This window comes from Rhodomicrobium sp. R_RK_3, from assembly GCF_002198715.1.
Classification (GTDB): domain Bacteria; phylum Pseudomonadota; class Alphaproteobacteria; order Rhizobiales; family Rhodomicrobiaceae; genus R-RK-3.
In genome coordinates, this window is record NZ_MWLK01000013.1 from 22,516 (window position 1) to 44,411 (window position 21,896).

22 protein-coding genes are annotated in these 21,896 nt (G+C 65.2%); 10 read left to right on the plus strand and 12 right to left on the minus strand.

Features of this window, described 5'->3' with window-relative positions:
* Positions 1-23 precede the first annotated feature (23 nt).
* Entirely contained in the window at positions 24-770 is a 747-nt protein-coding gene (locus tag BLEFHOIH_RS05860; RefSeq protein ID WP_088343592.1) for a pyrimidine 5'-nucleotidase, read from the plus strand.
* Here the strand turns inward: BLEFHOIH_RS05860 and BLEFHOIH_RS05865 are convergent.
* Positions 764-1,015: a hypothetical protein gene (locus tag BLEFHOIH_RS05865; protein WP_088343593.1), complete on the minus strand. Its 252-nt coding sequence runs from the start codon at positions 1,013-1,015 to the stop codon at positions 764-766. The genes BLEFHOIH_RS05860 and BLEFHOIH_RS05865 overlap by 7 nt on opposite strands.
* A gap of 212 nt (positions 1,016-1,227) precedes the next feature.
* Between BLEFHOIH_RS05865 and dapD the strand changes: the two genes are divergently transcribed.
* The gene (gene dapD / locus BLEFHOIH_RS05870; RefSeq protein WP_088343594.1) at positions 1,228-2,073 is read left to right on the plus strand and encodes a 2,3,4,5-tetrahydropyridine-2,6-dicarboxylate N-succinyltransferase; all 846 of its coding nucleotides are present in this window, start codon (positions 1,228-1,230) and stop codon (positions 2,071-2,073) included.
* 20 nt (positions 2,074-2,093) lie between these two features.
* Here the strand turns inward: dapD and BLEFHOIH_RS05875 are convergent, their stop codons facing one another.
* From BLEFHOIH_RS05875 to BLEFHOIH_RS05895, 5 genes are all read right to left on the minus strand, one after another.
* The gene (locus tag BLEFHOIH_RS05875; RefSeq protein WP_088343595.1) at positions 2,094-2,510 is read right to left on the minus strand and encodes a type II toxin-antitoxin system VapC family toxin; all 417 of its coding nucleotides are present in this window, start codon (positions 2,508-2,510) and stop codon (positions 2,094-2,096) included.
* Positions 2,507-2,755 (minus strand): type II toxin-antitoxin system Phd/YefM family antitoxin, encoded by a 249-nt coding sequence (locus BLEFHOIH_RS05880; protein WP_088343596.1) that lies wholly within the window; start codon positions 2,753-2,755, stop codon positions 2,507-2,509. Before BLEFHOIH_RS05880 ends, BLEFHOIH_RS05875 begins: the two co-directional genes overlap by 4 nt.
* A 61-nt stretch (positions 2,756-2,816) precedes the next feature.
* Positions 2,817-4,547, minus strand: a complete 1,731-nt coding sequence (locus BLEFHOIH_RS05885) for a glycosyltransferase family 39 protein (protein WP_088343597.1) — start codon at positions 4,545-4,547, stop codon at positions 2,817-2,819.
* 175 nt (positions 4,548-4,722) lie between these two features.
* The gene (locus tag BLEFHOIH_RS05890) at positions 4,723-6,297 is read right to left on the minus strand and encodes a phosphoenolpyruvate carboxykinase (RefSeq protein ID WP_245296891.1); all 1,575 of its coding nucleotides are present in this window, start codon (positions 6,295-6,297) and stop codon (positions 4,723-4,725) included.
* 231 nt (positions 6,298-6,528) lie between these two features.
* Complete coding sequence (locus BLEFHOIH_RS05895) at positions 6,529-7,260, minus strand: pyridoxamine 5'-phosphate oxidase family protein (protein ID WP_088343599.1); 732 nt, start codon at positions 7,258-7,260, stop codon at positions 6,529-6,531.
* A 130-nt stretch (positions 7,261-7,390) separates the two neighbouring features.
* Between BLEFHOIH_RS05895 and BLEFHOIH_RS05900 the strand changes: the two genes are divergently transcribed.
* The 5 genes from BLEFHOIH_RS05900 to BLEFHOIH_RS05920 all read left to right on the plus strand — a co-directional run bounded on the left by BLEFHOIH_RS05900 (position 7,391) and on the right by BLEFHOIH_RS05920 (position 11,611).
* Positions 7,391-8,086 carry a response regulator transcription factor gene (locus BLEFHOIH_RS05900; protein ID WP_088343721.1) on the plus strand — a complete coding sequence of 232 codons (696 nt, stop codon included), beginning with the start codon at positions 7,391-7,393 and terminating at the stop codon, positions 8,084-8,086.
* Positions 8,083-9,882, plus strand: coding sequence for a stimulus-sensing domain-containing protein (locus BLEFHOIH_RS05905; protein WP_088343600.1), 1,800 nt, complete (start codon positions 8,083-8,085; stop codon positions 9,880-9,882). The genes BLEFHOIH_RS05900 and BLEFHOIH_RS05905 overlap by 4 nt, the downstream gene beginning before the upstream one ends.
* Positions 9,879-10,328 (plus strand): HPr kinase/phosphatase C-terminal domain-containing protein, encoded by a 450-nt coding sequence (locus BLEFHOIH_RS05910; protein ID WP_088343601.1) that lies wholly within the window; start codon positions 9,879-9,881, stop codon positions 10,326-10,328. The genes BLEFHOIH_RS05905 and BLEFHOIH_RS05910 overlap by 4 nt, the downstream gene beginning before the upstream one ends.
* 166 nt (positions 10,329-10,494) lie before the next feature.
* Positions 10,495-10,896 carry a PTS sugar transporter subunit IIA gene (locus BLEFHOIH_RS05915; RefSeq protein ID WP_088343602.1) on the plus strand — a complete coding sequence of 134 codons (402 nt, stop codon included), beginning with the start codon at positions 10,495-10,497 and terminating at the stop codon, positions 10,894-10,896.
* A gap of 415 nt (positions 10,897-11,311) precedes the next feature.
* Positions 11,312-11,611 carry an HPr family phosphocarrier protein gene (locus BLEFHOIH_RS05920; RefSeq protein ID WP_088343603.1) on the plus strand — a complete coding sequence of 100 codons (300 nt, stop codon included), beginning with the start codon at positions 11,312-11,314 and terminating at the stop codon, positions 11,609-11,611.
* Here the strand turns inward: BLEFHOIH_RS05920 and BLEFHOIH_RS05925 are convergent.
* From BLEFHOIH_RS05925 to cyoA, 6 genes are all read right to left on the minus strand, one after another.
* Complete coding sequence (locus BLEFHOIH_RS05925) at positions 11,596-12,228, minus strand: TIGR04282 family arsenosugar biosynthesis glycosyltransferase (RefSeq protein ID WP_245296884.1); 633 nt, start codon at positions 12,226-12,228, stop codon at positions 11,596-11,598. The two genes, BLEFHOIH_RS05920 and BLEFHOIH_RS05925, sit on opposite strands and share 16 nt — an antisense overlap.
* On the minus strand, positions 12,225-12,914 hold the full coding sequence (locus BLEFHOIH_RS05930; protein WP_088343723.1) for a TIGR04283 family arsenosugar biosynthesis glycosyltransferase: 690 nt from the start codon (positions 12,912-12,914) through the stop codon (positions 12,225-12,227). Before BLEFHOIH_RS05930 ends, BLEFHOIH_RS05925 begins: the two co-directional genes overlap by 4 nt.
* Positions 12,915-13,062: 148 nt before the next feature.
* The gene (gene cyoD, locus BLEFHOIH_RS05935; RefSeq protein WP_088343604.1) at positions 13,063-13,455 is read right to left on the minus strand and encodes a cytochrome o ubiquinol oxidase subunit IV; all 393 of its coding nucleotides are present in this window, start codon (positions 13,453-13,455) and stop codon (positions 13,063-13,065) included.
* The gene (gene cyoC, locus BLEFHOIH_RS05940; RefSeq protein ID WP_088343605.1) at positions 13,452-14,078 is read right to left on the minus strand and encodes a cytochrome o ubiquinol oxidase subunit III; all 627 of its coding nucleotides are present in this window, start codon (positions 14,076-14,078) and stop codon (positions 13,452-13,454) included. Before cyoC ends, cyoD begins: the two co-directional genes overlap by 4 nt.
* The gene (cyoB, locus tag BLEFHOIH_RS05945; protein ID WP_088343724.1) at positions 14,075-16,075 is read right to left on the minus strand and encodes a cytochrome o ubiquinol oxidase subunit I; all 2,001 of its coding nucleotides are present in this window, start codon (positions 16,073-16,075) and stop codon (positions 14,075-14,077) included. The genes cyoC and cyoB overlap by 4 nt, the downstream gene beginning before the upstream one ends.
* 2 nt (positions 16,076-16,077) lie before the next feature.
* Positions 16,078-16,959, minus strand: a complete 882-nt coding sequence (gene cyoA / locus BLEFHOIH_RS05950) for a ubiquinol oxidase subunit II (RefSeq protein WP_088343606.1) — start codon at positions 16,957-16,959, stop codon at positions 16,078-16,080.
* Positions 16,960-17,403: 444 nt separating this feature from the next.
* Between cyoA and BLEFHOIH_RS05960 the strand changes: the two genes are divergently transcribed.
* From BLEFHOIH_RS05960 to glp, 3 genes are all read left to right on the plus strand, one after another.
* Positions 17,404-18,534 carry a molybdopterin-binding protein gene (locus BLEFHOIH_RS05960; RefSeq protein WP_088343608.1) on the plus strand — a complete coding sequence of 377 codons (1,131 nt, stop codon included), beginning with the start codon at positions 17,404-17,406 and terminating at the stop codon, positions 18,532-18,534.
* Between the two features lie 6 nt (positions 18,535-18,540).
* Complete coding sequence (locus tag BLEFHOIH_RS05965; protein WP_088343609.1) at positions 18,541-20,517, plus strand: molybdopterin biosynthesis protein; 1,977 nt, start codon at positions 18,541-18,543, stop codon at positions 20,515-20,517.
* A gap of 112 nt (positions 20,518-20,629) precedes the next feature.
* On the plus strand, positions 20,630-21,895 hold the full coding sequence (gene glp, locus BLEFHOIH_RS05970) for a gephyrin-like molybdotransferase Glp (RefSeq protein ID WP_088343610.1): 1,266 nt from the start codon (positions 20,630-20,632) through the stop codon (positions 21,893-21,895).
* The last annotated feature ends 1 nt before the right edge of the window (position 21,896 follow it).

Below are 21,896 nucleotides of genomic sequence, written 5' to 3' on the forward strand. Positions count from 1 at the left end.
CTCCGGCAGCTTACTTTCCCCTCATGCAATTCATCGCCCCCGCCTCCCTCGCCCCCTTCGCACGCGTCGAGACCTGGATTTTCGACCTCGACAACACGCTCTACCCGGCCGAGTGCAATCTGTTCGCCCAGGTCGACCAGCGTATGGGAGCGTTTATCTCCGAATTCCTCGGCGTCAGCTTCGAGGAGGCGCGCCGCGTGCAGAAGGATTACTATTACCGCTACGGCACCACGCTCGCCGGGCTGATGCACGAGCACAAGCTGGCGCCCGAACGCTTTCTCGACTTCGTGCATGACATCGATCTGGCGCCGGTCTGCGAGGCGCCGGCACTCGGGGCGGCGCTGGAGCGGCTGCCGGGGCGGAAATTCATCTTCACCAACGGCTCGCGCGCCCATGCCGAGCGGGTGGCCGGCAAGCTCGGCATCCTCGGGCATTTCGACGAGTTGTTCGACATCGTGGCCGGAGATTATGTGCCGAAACCTTCGGCTGCGGCTTATGACCGCTTCCTGAAGGCGCATGGCGTCGCGGGCGCGTCGGCGGCGATGTTCGAGGACATCCCGCATAATCTGGAAGCGCCGCACGCGCTCGGCATGGCGACCGTGCTGGTGCGCTCGACCTATGTCGATCACCCCTCCCAGAAGGGCATCGCCGAGTGGCGCACGCTGCCGCCGCATGTCCACCATATCACCGGCGATCTGACGGGCTTTCTGGAAGAGGTGCTCGCGGTGACGGGGGAAGGCAAACCTGGAGCGGCCGGCGCCGCTCAGTGATGGCCGTTGCCGGGCTTCAGGTGGCGGTGCAGGTCGAGTTCGAGACGGCCGGGGACCATCACCACGGCGCGGGGGCCGTGGTCGCCTTCATACATGGCGAATTTGATGGCTTGGCTGCGCTCGACGAAGATGCCGCCGCTTTGGCCCTTCTCCTCGAGCACCACCCACCTGCCGCAGCCATTCTTGCCGATGAGATAGAGCGGCGTTTCTTCCGAAGGCTGGGCCGAAACACGATCTTTGCGCATGAATGCAATCCGTGACACGGGCATGTTGCCCGCACGGAATAGGTGCTGCCTCGGCCATATAAAATCGATATTGCCTGCTCGACCATGGCGTAAGGAATTCATAAAATCGGCAAGCGCGGGCAGTGGCGCGGCGCTGGCCCTCGCGGCGGGCGTTGACAAACAAGGCGAAGTGCTGAGAAAACCGGCCAACCATTGTTTCCGAGGCGAAATTCATGACCCACCCGCTGCAAGCCGTCATTGAGGCCGCATTCGAGGCGCGCGACACGATCGGCCTCACCACCCAGGGCGAAGTGCGCGACGCCGTGGATCAGGCGCTGACGCTGCTCGACAAGGGCGAGGTCCGCGTCGCCGAGAAGCGCGACGGCGCCTGGGTGGTCAATGAATGGCTGAAAAAGGCGGTGCTGTTGTCCTTCCGCCTGAACGACGTGGCGCCGATCGCCGGCGGTCCGGGCGGGGCGAGCTGGTGGGACAAGGTGCCGTCCAAATTCGATGGCTGGGGCGAAGCGGAATTCCGCGAGGCGGCCTTCCGCGCCGTGCCGGGCGCCATCGTGCGCCGCTCCGCCTATATCGCGCCGGGCGTCATTCTGATGCCCAGCTTCGTCAATCTGGGCGCCCATGTCGGCAGCGGCACCATGGTCGACACCTGGGCGGCGGTCGGCTCCTGCGCGCAGATCGGCAAGAACGTGCATCTGTCCGGCGGCGTCGGCATCGGCGGCGTGCTGGAGCCGCTGCAGGCCGGGCCGGTCATCATCGAGGATAATTGCTTCATCGGCGCGCGCTCCGAAGTTGTCGAGGGCGTGGTCATCGGCGAGGGCGCGGTGTTGTCGATGGGGGTCTATATCAGCGCGACGACCAAGATCGTCGACCGCACCACCGGCGAAATCCTGCAAGGCCGGGTGCCGCCTTATTCGGTCGTCGTGCCGGGCTCGCTGCCGGGCAAGCCGCTGCCGCACGGCAATGGCGAGCCGGGGCCATCGCTTTATTGCGTGGTCATCGTAAAGCGCGTGGACGCGCAGACAAGGTCCAAGACGTCGATCAATGAGCTGCTGCGGGATTAGGTCCGGCCCCTTCCGCGGCGCTAAGCCGACCGCCACGGGTTGACGATCTCCAATCCATCGAAGCGGAAATCCGCCTCGTTGCGGGTGACGAGACGCAGACCGTGATGCAGGGCCGTCGCGGCGATCAGGCTATCGATGGCGCCGGGCGTGCGTTCCGCCTGAGCCAGCAGCCGGCCCCAGCGATCCGCGACGCCCTGCGCGACGGGCATGAACCGGTCGCCGAACCAGGCCGGCAGCTCCTGCTCCAGCCAGAGCCGCAATCGCTCCTTGCGCGCCCCGCCCTGCAGCCGCTCGACACCCTTGCGGATCTCGCCGAGGCTGAGCACGCTGAGATACAGGGACTCATTCGGCTTGTCCTTGAACCAGGCGACCACCTGGAGGTTGGGCTTAGGGCGCAGCAATTCGGACACGACATTGGTGTCGAGCAGATAGCTCACAGATCGACGTCGCGCGGGGGCGAGCCGTCGCGCTCCAGATCGAGCGGCATGCCCGCCAGCGGCGAGTTCCGCAGGAAGGCAACCAGATCGGGCTTTGGCCGCACCAGCGTGTCGTAATCCTTCTTCGCCATCACGATCACGGCAGGTTCGCCGCGAACGGTGATTTCCTGCGGTCCGTCGGCCTGCGCCTGCTTGATGAGTTCCGACAGGCGCGCCTTGGCGTCCTGCAAGGGCCAGTTCTTCATGGATGCGCCTTTAAACTAGTCTGACTAGTCTAATATAGGCGCACCCCGCCTTGCGTGCAACTTATCCCCCGCACCGAAACCGCTCGGGCACCGCGCACGCGACGAGACTTTCCGGCGGCTTCGTCGTGATCAGCAGCAGGCGCATGGGATCGCCGCCATTGATGTTGAAACCGTCGATGCAGGCGATGGTGCGCGGGGCCGGCTCAACGGTCGGCAGCCGGTCGGGACCGTCCTGGCGGATCAGCGCGAAGTCGGCCTTGCCCTGGCTGAGCGCGACATTGGCTTGCTCCACCGTCATCATCGGCGTCTTGGTGCCGAGGTTGAAGACGGCGCTCGGCTCGCGGTAACGGGTGAGGATGACGGGGCCGGGCGCGCAAGGTTTGAGAGCCGCGACGATTTCGGCGGCCTGCCGGCTCATCCAAAGCGGCTCAATGCTCGGCAGCACGAGCCGAAACGCGGCCAGATAGAGCAGCCCCGCGGTCACCACCGCCATGGCGATCGCGGCGTGGAATTTGCCGCCCCAGCTCGCCTTCGCCGTCAGCCATGACAGCCCAGCGAAGGCCCCCGCCAAAGGCAGCAACCAGAGCGAGGGCGCGATGCGAAAATAGGCGAACAGGCCGCCCAGGAAGACCAATTGCGCCGCGGCGATGAACAGCCAGAGCGCCGCGCCCTGCCGGTAGGTGCGCATCGGCACTTGGCCGCGCAGCGTCACCTCGCGCAGCACCCAGGCGGCGGCCATGGCGATGGCGGGGAAATAGACCATGGCGTAATGCGGCAGCTTGGTCGGGGTCGCCTCCAGCACCAGCCAGAACGGGACCGTCCAGCCGATCAGGAACAAGGCGCGCCGGCTGGTCCGGTTGCGCCAGAGCCAGAGCGCCGCGCCGCCTGTGGCGACCAGGGCCGCCGGCCAAAAGCTCCACCAGAACACGACGAAATAGAAACCGGGCGGTCCCCAATGCTTTTCCTGGCCGCCCTGAATCTTGCCGAGGAAATCCTCGCCGAATGCGAGCTGGAAGAATTGCCAGTCGGACTTGACGCCGATGGCGATGAACCAGGGCAGCGTGATGGTCAGCATCACCGGGATGCCCCAGGCGGCGTGCAGGTTCTTCAGCCAGGAGCGGTCGCGGTCGAAGATGACGAGTGTGAGCGCGGTGAACAGCGCAACGCCCGGAGCGACGGGGCCCTTGACCAGGATGCCGAGGCCGAGCGCGATCCAGAAGGCGGCGGCGATGCCGACCATATCCTGCCGTTTTCGGCGGAGGAGATAGATGCGGAACAGCGCGCCTTGCGCCAGCACGATGGTGGCCAGCAGCACCGCATCGGATTTGGCGATGCGGGATTCAAGGCTGATGGTCACGGCGGTGGCGAGCAGGATGGCGGCAAGCAGCGCCGTTTCTCGCCCGAATATCGGCCGGGCGGCCCACCAGCTCAGCAGCACGGCGGCGATGATGCCGATCAGCGAGGGCACCCGGTAGGCCCAGATCTGGGTCAGGTCATCGGGCGAAAGCAGGTTGACGCTGACGGCCTGCAGCCAGTAGATGCCGATCGGCTTCTTGTAGCGCGGCTCTTCCTGAAAACGGATGTCGATGGCGTCGCCGGTCTCGATCATCTGCTTGGTGGCCTGCGCGAAGCGTGCCTCGTCGCGGTCGGTGACGGGGAGCGAGGCGAAGCCGGGCAGGTAGAGCGCGAGGCAAAGGCCGATCAGAAAGGCGACGGCTAGGACTGGGCGCGAGGCCAGCCAGCCAAGCGCGCGTTTCGCCCCAAGATCGATTTGGGCGATCAAATGCCCCATATATCAGTTCCCCGCTCAAAGCTGAGGCGCACCCCGCTTCGGCCCGGCCAAGCGAAATGTCCAGTTGCCCGCTTTGTAGCCGAAAGCTCAGGGCGCGCAAACAGATAGAGGCGCGCCTTGTCGAGGCGCGCCTCCGCATTTCCAGCTTTCGGTTAATCCGAATATCTCGTCCGGCCTACTCTGCCGCCACCTGGATCGCAGGGCCGGCGCCCCGCACTTCGGCGTCGACATCGTCCTCGAAACGGCGGAAATTCTCCGCAAACATCGCCACGAGCTGGCGGGCATGGGTGTCGTAGTCCAGCTTGTCCGACCAGGTGCGGCGCGGATCGAGCAGATGCGGCGGCACGCCTTCCACATCCATCGGCACGTCAAAGCCGAACATCGGGTCGCGGCGGAAGCGGCCCGCCTGCAGCTTGCCGGACAACGCGCCATCGAGCAGGGCGCGGGTGAACTTCAGCGGCATGCGCTGGCCGACCCCATATTTGCCGCCGGTCCAGCCGGTGTTGACCAGCCAGCAATCGACGCCGTGTTCGGCGATCAGCTCGCGCAGCATCTTGCCGTAGACGCTCGGATGGCGCGGCATGAACGGTGCGCCGAAGCAGGTCGAGAAGGTCGCCTGCACGCCGGAGACGCCTTTTTCGGTGCCGGCGACCTTGGCCGTATAGCCGGAGAGGAAGTGGTACATGGCCTGGCTGGGCGTCAGCTTGGCGATGGGCGGCAGCACACCGAACGCGTCGGCAGTCAGCATGACGATATTCTTGGGATGGTCCGAGCGGCCGCTCTTGCTGGCGTTGGGCACGAAGCTCAGCGGATAGGCCGAGCGGGTGTTCTCGGTCAGCGAGCCGTCATTGAAGTCCGGCTCGCGCGTCGCCGGGTCGAGCACGACGTTTTCCAACACCGCTGCCCAGCGATTGGTCGCGGCATAGATGTCGGGCTCCTGCTCCTTCGACAGCTTGATGGTCTTGGCGTAGCAGCCGCCCTCGAAATTATAGATGCCGTCCTTCGACCAGCCATGCTCGTCGTCGCCGATCAGCGTGCGGGCGGGGTCGGCCGAGAGCGTGGTCTTGCCGGTGCCCGACAGGCCGAAGAAGATTGCGGAATTGCCGCCGCCGTTCTCCTCGCTCGCCGAGCAGTGCATCGGCATCACGCCGCGCTCGGGCAGCACGTAGTTCAGGTAGCCGAACACCGATTTCTTGGTCTCGCCGGCATAGGACGTGCCGCCGATTAGCACCAGCTTGCGGGTGAAGTCGCAGGCGATGACGGTCTCGGTGCGGCAGCCGTGGCGTGCCGGATCGGCGCGGAAGCTCGGCAGGTTGATGATGGTGAATTGCGGCGCAAAGCCCGCCAGTTCGTCTGCGGGCGGCACGATCAGCATGTGCTGGATGAACAGCGCGTGCCAGGCCAGCTCCGTATAGACGCGGGCGTTCAGCCGGTATTGCGGGTCGGCGCCGGCGTAGAGATCCTGGGAAATCAGCTCGACGCCGCCGGCATGGGCGAGGAAATCCTGCAGCAGCGCGTCGAAATGTTCGGGCGAAAGCGCCTTGTTGTTGCCCCACCAGATGGTGTCCTCGGTCAGCGCGTCGCGGACAATGAACTTGTCTGCGGCGGAGCGGCCCGTATGAGCACCGGTCCGCATCGACAGCGCGCCTGTCGAGACCACTTCGCCTTCTCCGCGCTGGACAGCCAGCTCGTACAATTCGGCGGTGGATGGGTTTTTACGTTTGGCCGTCAGCTGGCCGGTCAGATTCACGGACGCCGGCAAGGACTTGCCGCTGGTCTCTTGGTTCACAGACTACTCCCTAATAATCCAGGTCTTCATGGGACGAGGATGACCGAGTCAAAGACGTGTTTTGCGTGATAATCAGCGTAGACGCGTTTAGGTTGCCACCGGCTTGAAATTATGTCCAGCCGGCTGAATGGCTTATAAATAACCGGCTTCATCGGCGCCGTTTTTGTTTGCATACAATTTAGGCAAAGCTGCCTACGCGGCGCGGCGGAAAAGCTCGAAGAGCGCGGCGGAAAGCTCGGCGGGCGCGGAAATCGGCGCCGGAAACGCCAGCCTGTGGGAGTAATCGCCGGCGGCGATCTCGCAGCCATCGGGGTCGCATGCGGCGACTCGCCACGGATGCGGCTGGGCGGATGCGCCTGCCGGAGCCAGGCGCGCGACGAGTTCCGCATGGGCGGAGTTGACCGCCTCGATCGCCGAATCGACATCCGCGTCCCAGGCGCGTGCTGCGGCCGGACCGAGCAGCACGTCGCCCCCCTCGAGGGTGGTGATGCGGCCGAAGCCGCCGACATAATGCGCGCGTTCGACCTTCAGCCGCCAAAAGCTGAAATCGGCGAAATCGGCGTAAAGCGCCGCGCTCGGATGGCGGGCGAGAAATCTGGCGCGGGCGCGCGGCTCGCTTGTCCTTTCGGCACGACCCATAAGGCTGACGCGGCCAAGATTGAGCGGATCGTCGCCCCCCGCTTGCGCCGAAAACAGGATCGAGGCACGGTCATCCGCCTCAAGATTGCGCGTATGCCATGCCAGTTTGGAGATCAGCATGATGGGCGAGCCATCGGTTTCGGTGGCGGCGGTAATCAGCGAAGCGTAAGGAGCGCCGGTTCCACATTCGAGCGTTGCCAAGGAAGCAACGCCAGCCATACGCATCAACCCGCGGGCTGACGCCAAAATTAAGCCCCATTCCGCAGAGCTATGGGAGGACATCATTTCTCCGATTGCATTTTAGGAAGAGTGATCTACGATGCGTTCCTCTGCAGACCGTGACTTTTTTACCACATGGCAAGCCTGAAGCTTGAATCATAACCGCTGACATAGTGTCGCCGAGGCCGTGAAATTCATGCCGACAATCGCACTTGTTGACGACGACCGCAACATCGTCACCTCCCTCCGAATGGTCCTGGAAGCCGAAGGCTACAAGATCCAGGCCTATACCGACGGCGCCTCCGCCCTGGACGGCCTGTCGGCCGAGCCGCCGGACCTGGCGATATTGGATATCAAGATGCCCCGCATGGACGGGATGGAACTGCTCCGGCGCCTGCGCCAGCGCACCGAAATGCCGGTGATCTTCCTGACCTCGAAAGAGGACGAGATTGACGAGCTTTTCGGGCTGAAAATGGGCGCGGATGATTTCATCCGGAAGCCGTTCTCGCAGCGCCTCGTGGTCGAGCGGGTGAAGGCGATCCTGCGCCGCTCCTCGCCGCGCGAGGCTTCCGCCGCCGTCGAGGATCCGGCAAAAATCATCGAGCGCGGCAAGCTCAAGCTCGATCCCGAGCGCCATACCTGCATCTGGGACAACAAGCAGGTGACGCTGACGGTGACCGAATTCCTCATCCTGCAGGCGCTCGCCCATCGTCCCGGGGTGGTGAAAAGCCGTGACGCGCTGATGGATGCGGCCTATGACGATCAGGTCTATGTCGACGACCGCACCATCGACAGCCACATCAAACGCTTGCGCAAGAAGTTCAAGCTGGTGGACAATAATTTCGACGTGATCGAGACACTTTACGGGGTGGGCTACCGCTTTAAGGAATGACGCTCGACGCACCGGACATCGCCATCGACGCCGGCCCGTCGCTGGCCAGGCGCGCGGCCGCCCGCTTCAGCCGCTTCAGTTGGCGGCGGCTGAAGAGCGCCTTGTCGCGCGTCGGATTCTACTATCACTTCACCAGCATCACCGGCCGCATCGTCGCGCTTAATGTCATGAGCCTCCTGGTGCTTTTAGGCGGGATGCTCTATCTCAGCGACTTTCGCGACCGATTGATCGGCGCGCGCAGCAACAGCTTGAAGATCGAGGCCGAGATCATCGCCAGCGCCGTGACGCTGGAGGGCACGCCGCGCGTCTCGGAGAGCATCGACGACGCCATTTTCGGCCCGCCCGTCGAGGCGGCCTATACGATCAGCCTGGAAAAATCCGCCGAATTGCTGCGGACCCTGATCGTGCCGTCCCAGACGCATGGCTATATCTACCATGCCGACGGCACCTGGCTGGTCGACAGCGACAAGATCTACAAGGCCGGCAAGCTCACCCGCTACCAGAGCCCGAGCCGGCGCAGCGAGGAAGTCAGCAGCCTCTACCGGCTGTGGCTGAGCGTCGAGCGGATGCTGCGCGGCGAAAGCCTGCCCAAGCTGGGCGAAATCAGCATCCAGAACGGCAAGGCCTTCGCGGAAGTTAGGGCGGCTCTGCAGCAGGGCAGCTCGACGCAGCTCGTACGCGAGAACGAGCTCGGCGAGACCATCCTCAGCATCGCCGCGCCGATCAAGAAGGGCGGCAAGGTGCTCGGCGCATTGCTGCTGACCACGGCGGATGGCGATATCGACGCCATTCTCGCCGATGAGCGCGCCTCTGTGGTCCGGGTCTGGCTGTTCATCCTGATCGTGACGACGGCCGGCTCCTTCGTGCTCGCCGGCACCATTGCAAGGCCCATGCACCAGCTCGCCAGCGCCGCCGAAAGCGTGCGCCGGGATAGCAAGACCCGCGCCGAGATCCCGGACTATCCCGACCGGCGCGATGAGATCGGCCATCTGTCGCGCTCGCTGCGCGACATGACCAAGACGCTCTACGCCCGGCTCGACGCCATCGAAAGCTTCGCCGCCGACGTCGCCCATGAGCTGAAGAACCCGCTGACCTCCCTGCATAGCGCCGTCGACACCTTCTCCGTCGTCAGGAAGGACGAGGACCGCGACCGGCTGATCCAGGTCATGCGCCATGACGTGCAGCGGCTCGACCGGCTGATTACCGATATCTCCGACGCCTCGCGGCTGGATTCGGAAATGGCGCGCGAAAGCCGCCAGCAGGTCAATATCGCCGCGCTGCTACACGATCTGTGCGGCGCGCTGAACGACGTTCACCGCGACAGCCGCGCGCGCATCGACGTACAGATCAAGGGAATCGCCCGGCCGATCGCCATGGGGGCGAAGAGCCCCTTCGCTATCCAGGCGCATGAGGGCCGGCTGCAGCAGGTGGTCGCCAACCTGCTCGACAACGCCATGTCCTTCACGCCGAAGGAGGGCAAGATCCGCATCGTCTGCGGCATTGTCCGCAAGTCGAACGAGATCGAACTGGCTGTCGAGGATGACGGCCCCGGCATTCCGGCCGAGAACCTGGAAAAGATTTTCGACCGCTTTTACACCGATCGCCCGTCGCAAGAGGATTTTGGCAAGAATTCCGGCCTCGGCCTGAATATTTCGCGCCAGATCATTACGGCGCATGGCGGCCGCATCTGGGCGGAGAACCGCATGGCGCCGCCGATCCGGACCAAGGCCGGCGCCTATACGCCGCCCCGTATCCTCGGCGCGCGCTTCGTCATCCGCCTGCCGGCGAGCGGATGAGCGGTCAGGCCCAGTTGATTTACGGCACCTGCGTCGCGCTCGGGGAGAGCGCCGCTTTGCTGCGCGGGCCGTCGGGGAGCGGCAAATCCGATCTGGCGCTGCGCTTCGTACTCGGCATGGACCCGGTCCTCGACGCCGCTCTGGTATCCGACGATCAGCTCAGCGTCGCCGCCCGTGGCGGCCGGCTGATCGGCAGCCCGCCGCCCGCGCTGGCCGGACGGCTCGAAGTGCGCGGCGTCGGCATCGTCACCCTGCCCTACCGCCGCGAGGCCGAGCTGAAACTCATCGTCGAGCTGAGCGAACCCGACGACGTGCCGCGCTTCCCCCCGCCCAAACTGCCCACCGAGACCGTCTGCGGCGTCGCGCTGCCGGTTCTGGCGCTCGCTCCCTTCGAAGCTTCGGCCCCGCTGAAACTACGGCTGGCGCTTCAACGCATCGCTCATTGAAAAAAATTGCTGCATCGCATCGAAAACGCGCAAATTCCTTTGATATCCGCCCGCTCTTCACCAGGATGGCGCGAGAGGCGGCGACGCCGAGGGCAAACCGTTATATAATGCATGCTAGCGTGAGATGGCTTGGGCCGTTTCCTGTCTGGCTGGGGCAGAATCGAGCATGATCGGTGTGGTGATCGTCACACATGGCAATTTGGCCCGCGAATTCCGCGCGGCGCTTGAGCATGTGGTTGGACCGCAGGAGCAGATCGCGACGATCTGCATTCAGCCCGATGACAATATGGAGGAGCGGCGGCTCGCCATCCTCAAGGCGATCGGCAGCGTCGACACCGGCGATGGCTGCGTCCTCCTCACCGACATGTTCGGCGGCACGCCCTCCAATCTCGCCATCTCCGTGATGGACGAATCGCATGTCGAGGTGATCGCCGGCATCAACCTGCCGATGCTGGTGAAACTCGCCCGCGTCCGCGAGGAAAGCCCGATCTCGGAGGCGATCAAGCTCGCCCAGGACGCCGGCCGCAAGTACATCCATGTCGCCAGCCAGGTCCTGACCGGCCGTTAGCTGGGCGCATTTGAAGCGGCCTCAAAGGCCGCCGCGATCCTTCCAGGCGTATGCCGCAGCCCTGCCGCTCCCCATGGGAAAGGGACACGGCTGCGGAGCAGGTCAGGCGCAGATTTAGTAGCCAATGCTCCGCCCGCGCACCGGATTGTGATCGGCGCGGGCCGAACTTGTCATGCGGCTGACGTGTTCAACCGCCAAGGTCTCCCCGAGACCGCCTTTATCGCCGCAAGGCGGGGCGTTGGTTCGACTGCGTTCCTGTGAATTTCCTGAGGATAAGTCGCAATTCGACTTCGTTTGCGCCCTCCGCGCGAATAAGTCCTTGTGAGCGGAAACCGCTCAACAGACTTTTACTTCGGAGCGGCCTCGTGCATAATCCCTGCGCTCATTCGCGCGCCCATCAACCCACAGGGTAATCATGACCCACATGTCTGCTTCCGGCGTCTATCAGTGCCTGGCTGAAGTCATGGTCGTGAATAAAAAAGGCCTGCATGCACGGGCCTCCGCAGCCTTCGTCAAATGCGTCGAGAAATACGACGCCGAAGTCACCGTCACCAAGGATGGGCAAGGCGTCAGCGGTGCCTCGATCATGGGCTTGATGATGCTGACCGCCGGGCCGGGGTCGACCATCCTGATCGAGACCGAAGGCCCCGACGCCGAGGAAGCCCTGGACGCACTCACCGCACTGGTGGAGCAAGGGTTTTACGAGGAAGACTGAGCCGGCAGCGTCGAGCGCGCGCCGAGATGGCCGACACGGCGATAGGACGAAATCTCATCGACATCGGTCAGCGCCGCCGCGAAGGCGACCTTGCGGTCCGACAGATTGTTGAGCGTATCGCCTAGCGCATGCGGCGTAGACCAGCGCACGCCGTCGAACAGGCCCGGCAGGTGAGGCAACGGGTTTAGCCCGATCAGCCAGAAACCGCCATCGGCGGCCGGACCGAAGACGGCCTCGTTGCGTTTCAGCAGCCGGAATGCCTCGGCAATATGCGCGGCGCTGACTTCCGGAATATCCGAGCCGATCAGCACCACAGGCCGGTGCCCCTGCCCCCGCAGCAGCCGCTCCATACGCGCGCCGAGATCGCCGCCGCCCTGCGCCACGCGCCGAACGCCCCGCGGCCAGAACCGCGAGCAGGCCTTCCGATCCGGCGTCACCGCCAAGACCGCCCGCCACCGCCGGTCGTAGGCAAGGCGCCGGATCAAACTCCCCGACACCCCGCGATAAAACCGCAAGCTCGCCGCTGCGCCGATCTCCGCCGCCAGACGCGTCTTCACGCGCCCCAGCAGCGGCTCCCGCACCATGATGATGAGACACCCGGCACGCGCGCCGTTCACCCGTAGAGCCGGGCGAGGACGTGCGGCGGCACGCGCATGTAATAGAGGCTGAGGCAGGTCAGGTTGCGCAAGGTCCGGCGGAAATAGCCCTCGGCGCGATAGCGGCGGGCGCTGGTGACGGCGATCGCCCGCAGAAAGCGCAGACGGCCCCGGCCGAGCCGCGCGATCATATCGACGTCCTCCATCAGCGCCATCGGCCTGAAGCCGCCGACCTCGTCATAGAGCCGGCGCGAGATCAGAAGGCCCTGGTCGCCATAGGGCATCCGGAACACCAGGCAGCGCAGGCCGACCATCAGCTTCAGATAGGATGCCCATAGGCCGCGATCGTCGAGCCCGAACCGGAAGACCGCCGCCGTTTGCGGCTGCCCGCGCAGCTCGATGCCTCGGATCATCTCCAGCGCTTCTTCTTCCCAGCCCTCCTGCAGCACCGTGTCGGCGTGGAGGAACAGCAACCAGTCGCTCTTGGCCGCGCCCGCCCCGGCGGCAAGCTGCTGCCCGCGCCCGCGCTGGGCCAGGACGAAGCGCGCGCCCGCCGCCTCGGCGACATTCGGCGTGCGATCCGTCGACCCGCCATCCGCGACGACGACGTCGCGCACAATGCCATGAACGGCCGCCGGTACGAGGGCGGTCAGGGTGCGCGCCAGATGCGCATCCGCGTTCAAGGTGGGAATGACAACCGAGATCATGACCGGGATCATAATCGCTCACAACTTTTCCACAAGCGGCAGATGAGCGCGCGTTGCTCCGCTGGACGCTCGGCGCATTGGGACCCTTCGCGGCCACCAATGGAGAAGCGCCGAAGCGCCCGCATCGCGCCAAGCAAGGCCAACCGTCCTAGCGCTGCATATGCAAATTCATCAGGTCGGGCGAGGGCATCATGTTCTCGTTTAGATTGTTCATGATCCAGAGCGATCCGAACATGACCACGAAAACGATCAGCAGGCCGAAGGCCAGCGCGAGCACGTTATTGGTGTTGTCGGGCCCGGTGGTGATGTGCAGGAAGAACACAAGATGCACGCCCATCTGGGCGACGGCCAGGACGGCAAGCCCAAGGCCGACGCCCGGCCCCCAAAGCGCCGGCGTGTTGGCGACCCAGAACGATGTCGCCGTGAGCAGCACCGCCACCCCCAGCCCGATCGTGTAGACCAGCACGCCGGTTCCATGCCCTTCGCCGGTCTCGCTGAATGGCTCCGCCTCGCCGGGGGCGCGATCTTCGGGCGTCGTCATGGGCGAACTCCCATCAGGTAAACCACGGTGAACAGCCCGACCCAGATGATGTCGAGCGCATGCCAGAACAGCGCAAAGCAGAGCAGGCGGCGCTCCACCCGGGCGCGGAAGCCTTCGAACGTCAGTTGCGCCATCAACACGATCAGCCAGACCAGCCCGGCAGCGACATGCAGGCCGTGGCAGCCGACAAGGGCGAAGAAGGCGGACAGAAAGGCGCTGCGTTGCGGCGTCGCGCCCTCAGCGATCATGTTTGAGAATTCTTGCAGTTCGAGCGCAAGGAATGCGCCGCCGAGCACGAATGTGACCGCCGCCCAGAGATAGGTTTGCAAGCGGTTGCGGGACGCAACCGCCAGGGACATCAATGCGCAGGTGTAGCTGGAGGCGAGAAGACAGGCGGTCTCGATCGCCACATTGGTCTGGCTGAACAGTTCGGCGCCGTTCGGGCCGCCCGCGGTCGCATTCACCAGCACCGCGTAGACGGCGAAAAACGCCGAGAACATTACGATGTCGCTGAGCAGGAAAATCCAGAAGCCGAAGCTGACATAGATCCGCTTCGGAGCAGGACCCGCTTCGCTCGCGGGGATCGGAGGAGGGCCATGATCGGCGGCGGCGGCGATGCTCATGCGGCCGCCTCCGCTTCGCTCTCGTGCCGGACCGGGTGCTCGCGATCGAAGCGGGCGAGCTCCCCGGCCGGGATCTCGGTTTCCTCTTCATGGCGGAAGGCGTAGGCGAGCATCGTCGCGAAAATGCCGAGCACGCCGATGCCGGCCATCCACCAGATGTGCCAGATCATCGCGAAGCCGGCCATGACGGCAAAGAAGGCGATGATGAAGCCGGCCGGACTGTTCTTCGGCATCTCGATCGCCTCGTAATCGCGCGGCGCCACCGGGGCGTGCTGGCCCGTCCGCTGTTGCTCTTTCCAAACCCAGAACGCGTCCTTGTCTTCGACCTGCGGCAGGACGGCGAAATTCCAGGGCGGCGGCGGCGAGGCGGTCGACCATTCGAGGGTGCGGCCGTTCCAGGGATCGCCGGTCAGGTCGCGGTTCTGCTCGCGGGCGCGGACCGACACGACGAGCTGGATGATCTGGCAGACGACGCCTGCCAGGATGATGAAGGCGCCGAGGGCGGCGACGATGAGCCAGGGCTGCCAGGTCACGTCGTCATAATGCTGCATGCGCCGGGTCATGCCCATCAGGCCGAGCGCGTAGAGCGGCATGAAGGCGGTATAGAAGCCGATCAGCCAGCACCAGAACGAGGCGCGGCCCCAGCCCTCGTGCAGCGTGAAGCCGAAGGCTTTCGGGAACCAGTAATTGAGGCCCGCCATCGCGCCGAACACCACGCCGCCGATGATGACATTGTGGAAATGGGCGACCAAGAACAGGCTGTTATGTAATTGAAAATCGGCGGGAGGCACGGCCATCAGCACGCCGGTCATGCCGCCGATGACGAAGGTGATCATGAAGCCGATCGACCACAGGATCGGCGTATTGTAGCGGACGCGCCCGCCATACATGGTGAACAGCCAGTTGAACACCTTCACGCCGGTCGGCACGGCGATGATCATGGTCATGACACCGAAGAAGCCGTTGACATTCGCGCTCGCGCCCATGGTGAAGAAATGATGCAGCCAGACCAGGAAGGAGAGAATGCAGATCGCCATGGTGGCGGCGACCATCGAGCGGTAGCCGAAGAGCGGCTTGCCGGAGAAGGTGGCGATGACTTCGGAAAAAATCCCGAAGGCGGGCAGCACCAAAATGTAGACCTCCGGGTGGCCCCAGACCCAGAACAGGTTCACATACATCATGGCGTTGCCGCCGGCATCGACCGTGAAGAAATGAAAGCCGAGATAGCGGTCGAGCAGCAGCATGGCGAAGGTCGCGGTCAGCACCGGGAAGGCGGCGACGATGAGCAGGTTGGTGGCGAGCGCGGTCCAGCAGAAGACCGGCATGCGCATATAGCCCATGCCGGGCGCCCTGAGCTTTAGGATTGTGGTGACGAAATTGATGCCGGTCATGAGCGTGCCCACGCCGGAGATTTGCAGCGCCCACAGATAATAGTCGACGCCGACCCCGGGCGAGAATTGCAGCTCGCTGAGCGGGGGATAGGCGACCCAGCCGGCCTTGGAGAAATCGCCGATCAGCAGCGAGAGGTTTATCAGCAGGACGCCCGAGGCGGTCAGCCAGAAGCTCACCGAATTCAGGGTGGGGAAGGCGACGTCGCGGATGCCCAATTGCAGCGGCAGCACGAAATTCATCAGGCCGATCAGCAGCGGCATCGCCATGAAGAAGATCATGATGGTGCCGTGGGCCGAGAAAATTTGGCTGAAATGATCCGGCGGCAGGTAGCCTTGCGCCCCGCCCGCCGCCATGGCTTGCTGCAGTCGCATCATGATCGCATCGGTGAAGCCGCGCAGCAGCATGATGAGCGCCAGCATGATGTACATGATGCCGATGCGCTTATGGTCGACGGAGGTGATCCACTCGCGCCAGAGATAGGGGAAATGGCCCTTCACGAAAATCCACGCCACGATGGCGATGACGATGGCAAATACGGCGATACCGCTGATCAGGGGGAGGGGCTGAGACCAGGGGAGGGCGTCCCAGCCGAGATTGCCGAGCAGGTTCATTTGGCCATCTCCATCGTCGCCGGGTGGGTGTCTCGCGACGCCTCGTGCATGGGCGTTCCAGCGCTGACGATCTCGTCGAACAGGCCCGGCGCGACTGAGGGATAGGTGAAGGGGGCGACGCCCTGGCTCGGCTTGACCAGATCGGCATAGGCGGCGGCATCGAGCGTGGGCCCGCCGGCGCCGCGCGTTGCACTCACCCATTGTTCGAACTGCTCGGGCGGCACAGCTTCGGCGGGGAAGTCCATATCGGCAAAGCCGTCGCCGCTGAAATTGGCCGAAAGCCCGGGATAGGTTCCGGGATAGTCGGCCTGCAGGTGCAGCCGTGTCGCCATTCCTGCCATGGTGTAGATCTGGCTGCCGAGCTGCGGCACGAAGAAGCTGTTCATCACCCCCGAGGAGGTCAGATCGAAACGGATCGGCGTGCCGGTGGGGATGGTCAGCCGGTTGACGGATGCGATGCCTTGCTCCGGATAGATGAACAGCCATTTCCAGTCGAGCGAGACCACCTGGACATTGACCGGCTTCACCGCCGAGGCGAGCGGCTTGCGCGGATCGAGATCGTGCGCGCCGACCCAGGCGACGCCGCCGACCAGTACCACCGTCATGGCGGGGATGGCCCAGACCAGCAGCTCGATGCGGCCGGAATATTCGAAATCGGGCATGTAGGTCGCGCGCCGGTTCGAGGCGCGGAACCAGAAGGCGACGGCCAAGGTGGCGAGGATGGTCGGAATGACGATCGCCAGCATGATGCCGAGCGAGTTGAACAGGATCAGCCGCTGCGCTTCCGCAACGGGACCCTTCGGATCCAGCACGCCCTGGCCGCAACCACTGAGGGTCACGGCGCTGATGGCGAGGGCGGCCCGCAAAATATATCGCATTTCAGACCTCCGCTTCCCCGGCCGTCGGGGGAAGGGCATGAAATTCGGAACGCAATGAAGGGGTTCGGCTAGCGCGAACGCTTGCCGCCCTTGTTGACGGGAATGTGGGAGACCTTGATGAGTTCCGTGGCCGGCGGCGAGGCCGCGAATAAGATAAACAGATTGGAAAGGCTAAGAACCGCCTGCCGACCGTTTCACAAGCACCGCCGGGCCGCGATGCGAATGGCAGGCACAGCGAATCTTGCTGCCAATCAAGGCTCGCGCGGCGCGGCAGGCGTCGAGGCGATTGTTGGAGCGACCGAGCTGACGGGGACGGCGGTCATGAAAAGATAACCCTTTATTCACTAACGCCCCAATCCAAACCTGCTCCATGGCGCTCCGGCCTTCGCGGGCAATTGTCAAACTCCGCTTGACCTCCCTCCGCCAACCCCTCACCTTCCGCGCGTGGACCCCTCGCCCATCAATCCCCGCATTCTGCGCCTGACGCCATTGGACATTGCGCTCTCGCGCTTGGCGGCGCTCACCCCGCCCGCCGGTCCGATCGATCGCCCTCTGATACAGGCGCTTGGCGCGGTCCTCGCCCGCGACGTGCATGCGCCGGTGGCTTTGCCGGTGCAGCCGACGGCCCATGCGGACGGCTGGCTGGTGAAGGCCGAGGATGTGCAGGGCTCCAGCGCCTATAGCGCGGCCATGCTGACCCCCCCTCCGGATTGGGTGGATGCGGGCGATCCGGTGCAGGGCGGCAATGCGGTCCTGCCGCCCGAGGCCGTCAGCATCGCGGCGCCTGGAGTGGCGGAGGCGACCGCCTCTGCCACGCATGGCGACGGTGTTCGGGCCGCCGGCGAGGACATTTCGGCGGGAGCGTTGATCCTTTCCGCCGGGACGCGCCTAACGCCGCGCCATCTCGGACTTCTGACGGCCTGCGGCCTCGCCTCGATCCCGGTGCGCTCCCCCAAAGTGCGGCTGATAATCGCCAACGCCGCCCTCGCGGCGCATTCAGACTGGGTCGGTCTCTGGCTGGAAGCTGCGGGGGCCCAGCTTACGGATATTGCGGTGATGCCCGCTGGCTCGGCAGCGCTCGCCGCGTGCTTTGCGCGTGCGGATGCCGATCTTGTGGTTTCGGTCGGCGGCACCGGTCAGGGACGCAATGATTGCGCCGTCGCCGCCCTGGCAGAGGCGGGCTCGGTCGGACTTTACGGTCTTGCATTGAATCCGGGTTCGAGCGCCGCCTTCGGGCATGTGGCCTCGATGCCTGTCATCCTGGTGCCAGGGCGGATCGATGCGATGATCGCGGTGCTCTTGCTGCTGGTCGGGCCTCCATTAGCCGCCGCTGCGCGCGCGGAACCGCTTGCTGCATCGACTCCGTTCCGGCTGACGGAAAAGGTGACCTCCACCGTCGGCTTCGACGAGCTTTTCCTCGGCGTCGCATCAGGTTCCGAGATCCGGCCGGTGCCGCTCGCCGGTGCGAATTTCGACGCAATCGCGCGCGCCGTCGGCTGGTTTGTCGTGCCGCCGTCTTCGGAGGGCATTGCCGCTGGAGACACCGTGCAATTACGGAGCTTCGAGACTAAATAGAGCGCTATGAGCGACATACCGGTTCTCGAGCAGGTCCGCCGCGCGGCGCGGCAGGAACAATTTCTCGAAGTCGTCTCGCGGGACGAGGCGGAGCAGCGCTTTCGCAATGCTGTGCCGTACGTCGCTTTGCCGCCGGAGCGGGTGTCTTTGGCCGATGCCTCGGGCCGGATACTGGCGGAAAACCTTTTCGCCCCCATCGACCTGCCGCCGTTCGACCGCTCGTCGGTCGACGGCTTTGCCTTGCGCGCCCACGACACGCTCGGCGCGAGCGAGAGCAAGCCAGCCCGCCTCCGTCTCAACCCGGAAGTCCTCGCCTGCGGCACGGCGCCCGCCATGCCTGTCGCGGCGAAGACCGCGACCGTGATCTCGACCGGCGGCGTCGTGCCGCGAGGCGCCGATGCCGTCGTGATGATCGAGCACACCGCCTTCGGTGAGGACGCCGGCGGGCCTTATGTCGAGATCCGCCGACCCGTCGCGGCCGGCAATTTCATCGCTTTCGCCGGGTCCGATGTCGGCCGGGGCGAGGCCGTGCTGTGGCAGGGCGTCGAGCTCACCTCGCGCGAAATCGGCATCATCGCCGCCTGCGGGCTCGCCCATATCCCGGTCGTCCGGCGCCCGCGCGTCGGCATCATCTCGACGGGCGATGAACTGGTCCCGCCCGGCGAAGCGCTGCCGCATGGCGGCATCTACGATTCCAACCACGCCATCATCGCCGCCGCCGTGAAGGAAAATGGCGGTGTCCCCGTCCCCTTCGGCATCGTGCGCGACGATGAGGCAGCGCTCGCCGCCATCGTCAAAAGCGCCATCGCCGAGACCGATCTCGTCGTGCTCTCCGGCGGCACCTCGAAGGGCGCGGGCGACGTCTCCTACCGCATCCTGTCGGAGCTGGGACTGCCCGGCATCATCGTTCACGGCGTGGCGCTGAAGCCGGGCAAGCCGCTCTGCCTCGCCGTCGTCCATGAGAAGCCCGTCGTCGTGCTGCCCGGCTTCCCGACCTCGGCGATCTTCACCTTTCACAGTTTCGTCGCGCCGCTGATCCGCGCTATGGCCGGCCTGCCGCCGCATGGCGGCGATCTGCTGCGGGCGACGCTTCCCGTTCGCGTCCCGTCGGAACTCGGCCGCACCGAATATGTAATGGTGTCGCTGAGCGAGGGAGAGGCGGGCGTCGCGGCCTTCCCGCTCGGCCGCGGATCCGGTTCGGTGACCGCCTTTTCGCGCGCCGACGGCTTCTTCGCCATCGATGCGCTGGCGGATGCCGCCGATGCCGGGTCGCAGCACGACATCCAGTTGATCGCCAAGGATCTGCGCCTGCCCGATCTGGTGCTCGCCGGAAGCCAGGACATCGGCCTGGATGCCGTCGTGGGCCTGCTTCTCCAGCAAGGGCTCGCGGTGCGCACGCTGGCCATCGGCAGCATGGGCGGTCTCGCGGCGCTGAAGCGCGGCGAATGCGACCTTGCGCCGGTGCATCTGCTCGACGCCAAGAGCGGCACGTATAATGCGCCTTTCCTGGGGCTGGGCATGTCGCTGGTTCCAGGCTGGCGCCGCCAGCAGGGCATCGTCTTCCGCAAGGGCGACGATCGTTTTGAAGGACTGACGGCGAAAGATGCCGTCGCCTCGGCGGCGGCGAACGCGGATGCGATCCTCGTCAACCGCAATGCAGGCTCCGGCACCCGCATTCTGCTCGACGGCATTCTTGGCGGCGCTCGTCCGGCGGGATATGCCAACCAGCCGAAATCGCACAACGCCGTCGCGGCGGCGGTCGCGCAGGGCCGGGCAGACTGGGGCATGGCCATCGAGAATGTCGCCCGGCTCTACGGCCTTGGCTTCCTGCCCGTCGCGGATGAGCATTACGATTTCTTCCTGGCCGACAGCCGCCGGGACCGCCCGGCCGTGCAGGCTTTCCTTGCCGCGCTGGCGAGCGCGGAGGCCCGGGCAGCGCTCAGGCGCCTTGGCTTTACTCCGTCCGGGGCCGGTCACACATAGGCTTCAATAAACCCAGCAGGCATCATTCCGTGACGAAACGCCCGCATTCTTGTGATGATGCCCGCCATCGGACCTCCCGGTGTCAAACCCGGTCGGCCAGCCAAGGACACGCATGAACGCCAAGCTGCTCGACGATTGCTTCCTGCATGACAAGGATCGTCTCCTGCACGCCGAGGCGCTGGCGATCCTGAAGGAGCGCCTGCGGCCTGTCGTGGGCACCGAAATGGTGGCCCTCGCCGATGCAGCAGGGCGGATCGCTGCGGCCCCCGTCATCGCCCCGCGCCCGATCCCCGCGCATAACAATGCGGCTGTGGACGGCTATGCCTTCGCCTTTGCCGATTACGACGCGGTTTCCGGCTCGCGGCTCAAGATCGGCGGACGCGCGGCGGCGGGCCACGCGCTGCGCGACGCCCTCAAACCTCACGAGGCCGCCCGCATTTTCACCGGCGCCACCATGCCGGAGGGCGCGGACACCGTCATCATGCAGGAGGATGTGACGCTGACCGAGGCGGGCGCGGACAGGCTCGTGGATCTCCCTCCAGGCATGAAGTCAGGCGCCAATCGCCGTCTGGCCGGCGAGGATGTGATGGCTGGCCAAGCTCTGCTGGCGGCGGGCGACAGGCTGCGTCCGCAAGATGTGGCCGCCATCGCGGCTGCCGGCTTTGGCGCGGTGGAGTGTTTCGCCCGGTTGAAGGTCGCGATCATCTCCAGCGGCGACGAAGTCATCCGCCCCGGCGACCCTTTCGAGCCCGGCAAGGTCTACGATTCCAACGCGCCGATGCTAGTGACGTTGGCCCGCTTAGCGGGCGCGGATTGCGTGGATCTCGGCGTCATGCCCGACAATGCCGAGGCGGTGGCGCGGCAATTGCGCGATGCGGCATCCCGCTTCGACGTGCTGATCACGACGGGCGGCGCGAGCCGCGGCGAGGAAGACCACGTCGTCAAGACACTCGACGCGCTCGGCAAGCTGCGCATGTGGCAGCTCGCCATCAAGCCGGGCCGCCCCATGGCCTTCGGCCAGATCGGCGATTGCGTCGTTCTCGGCTTGCCCGGCAATCCGGTCGCCGTCTTCGTCTGCTTCCTGCTCTATGCGCAGCCTCTGATCGGCGCGCTCGGCGGCAGCGCTTGGCGCGAGCCCGGGCGCCTGTCCCTGCCGGCAGCCTTCTCGCTCGGCAAACGCAAGACCGGCCGGCGCGAGTTCTGGCGCGGCAGGCTCGTCGACGGCGCGGTCACCAAATTCGAGCGCGACGGCTCCGGGCTGATTACCTCCTTGCGCGACTCCGACGGCCTGATCGAAATTGCCGAAGACGTCCCCGCAGTGTCCGAAGGCGATCTCGTCAGCTTCATCCCCTACACCGAGTTCGGCATTCGGCACTGAG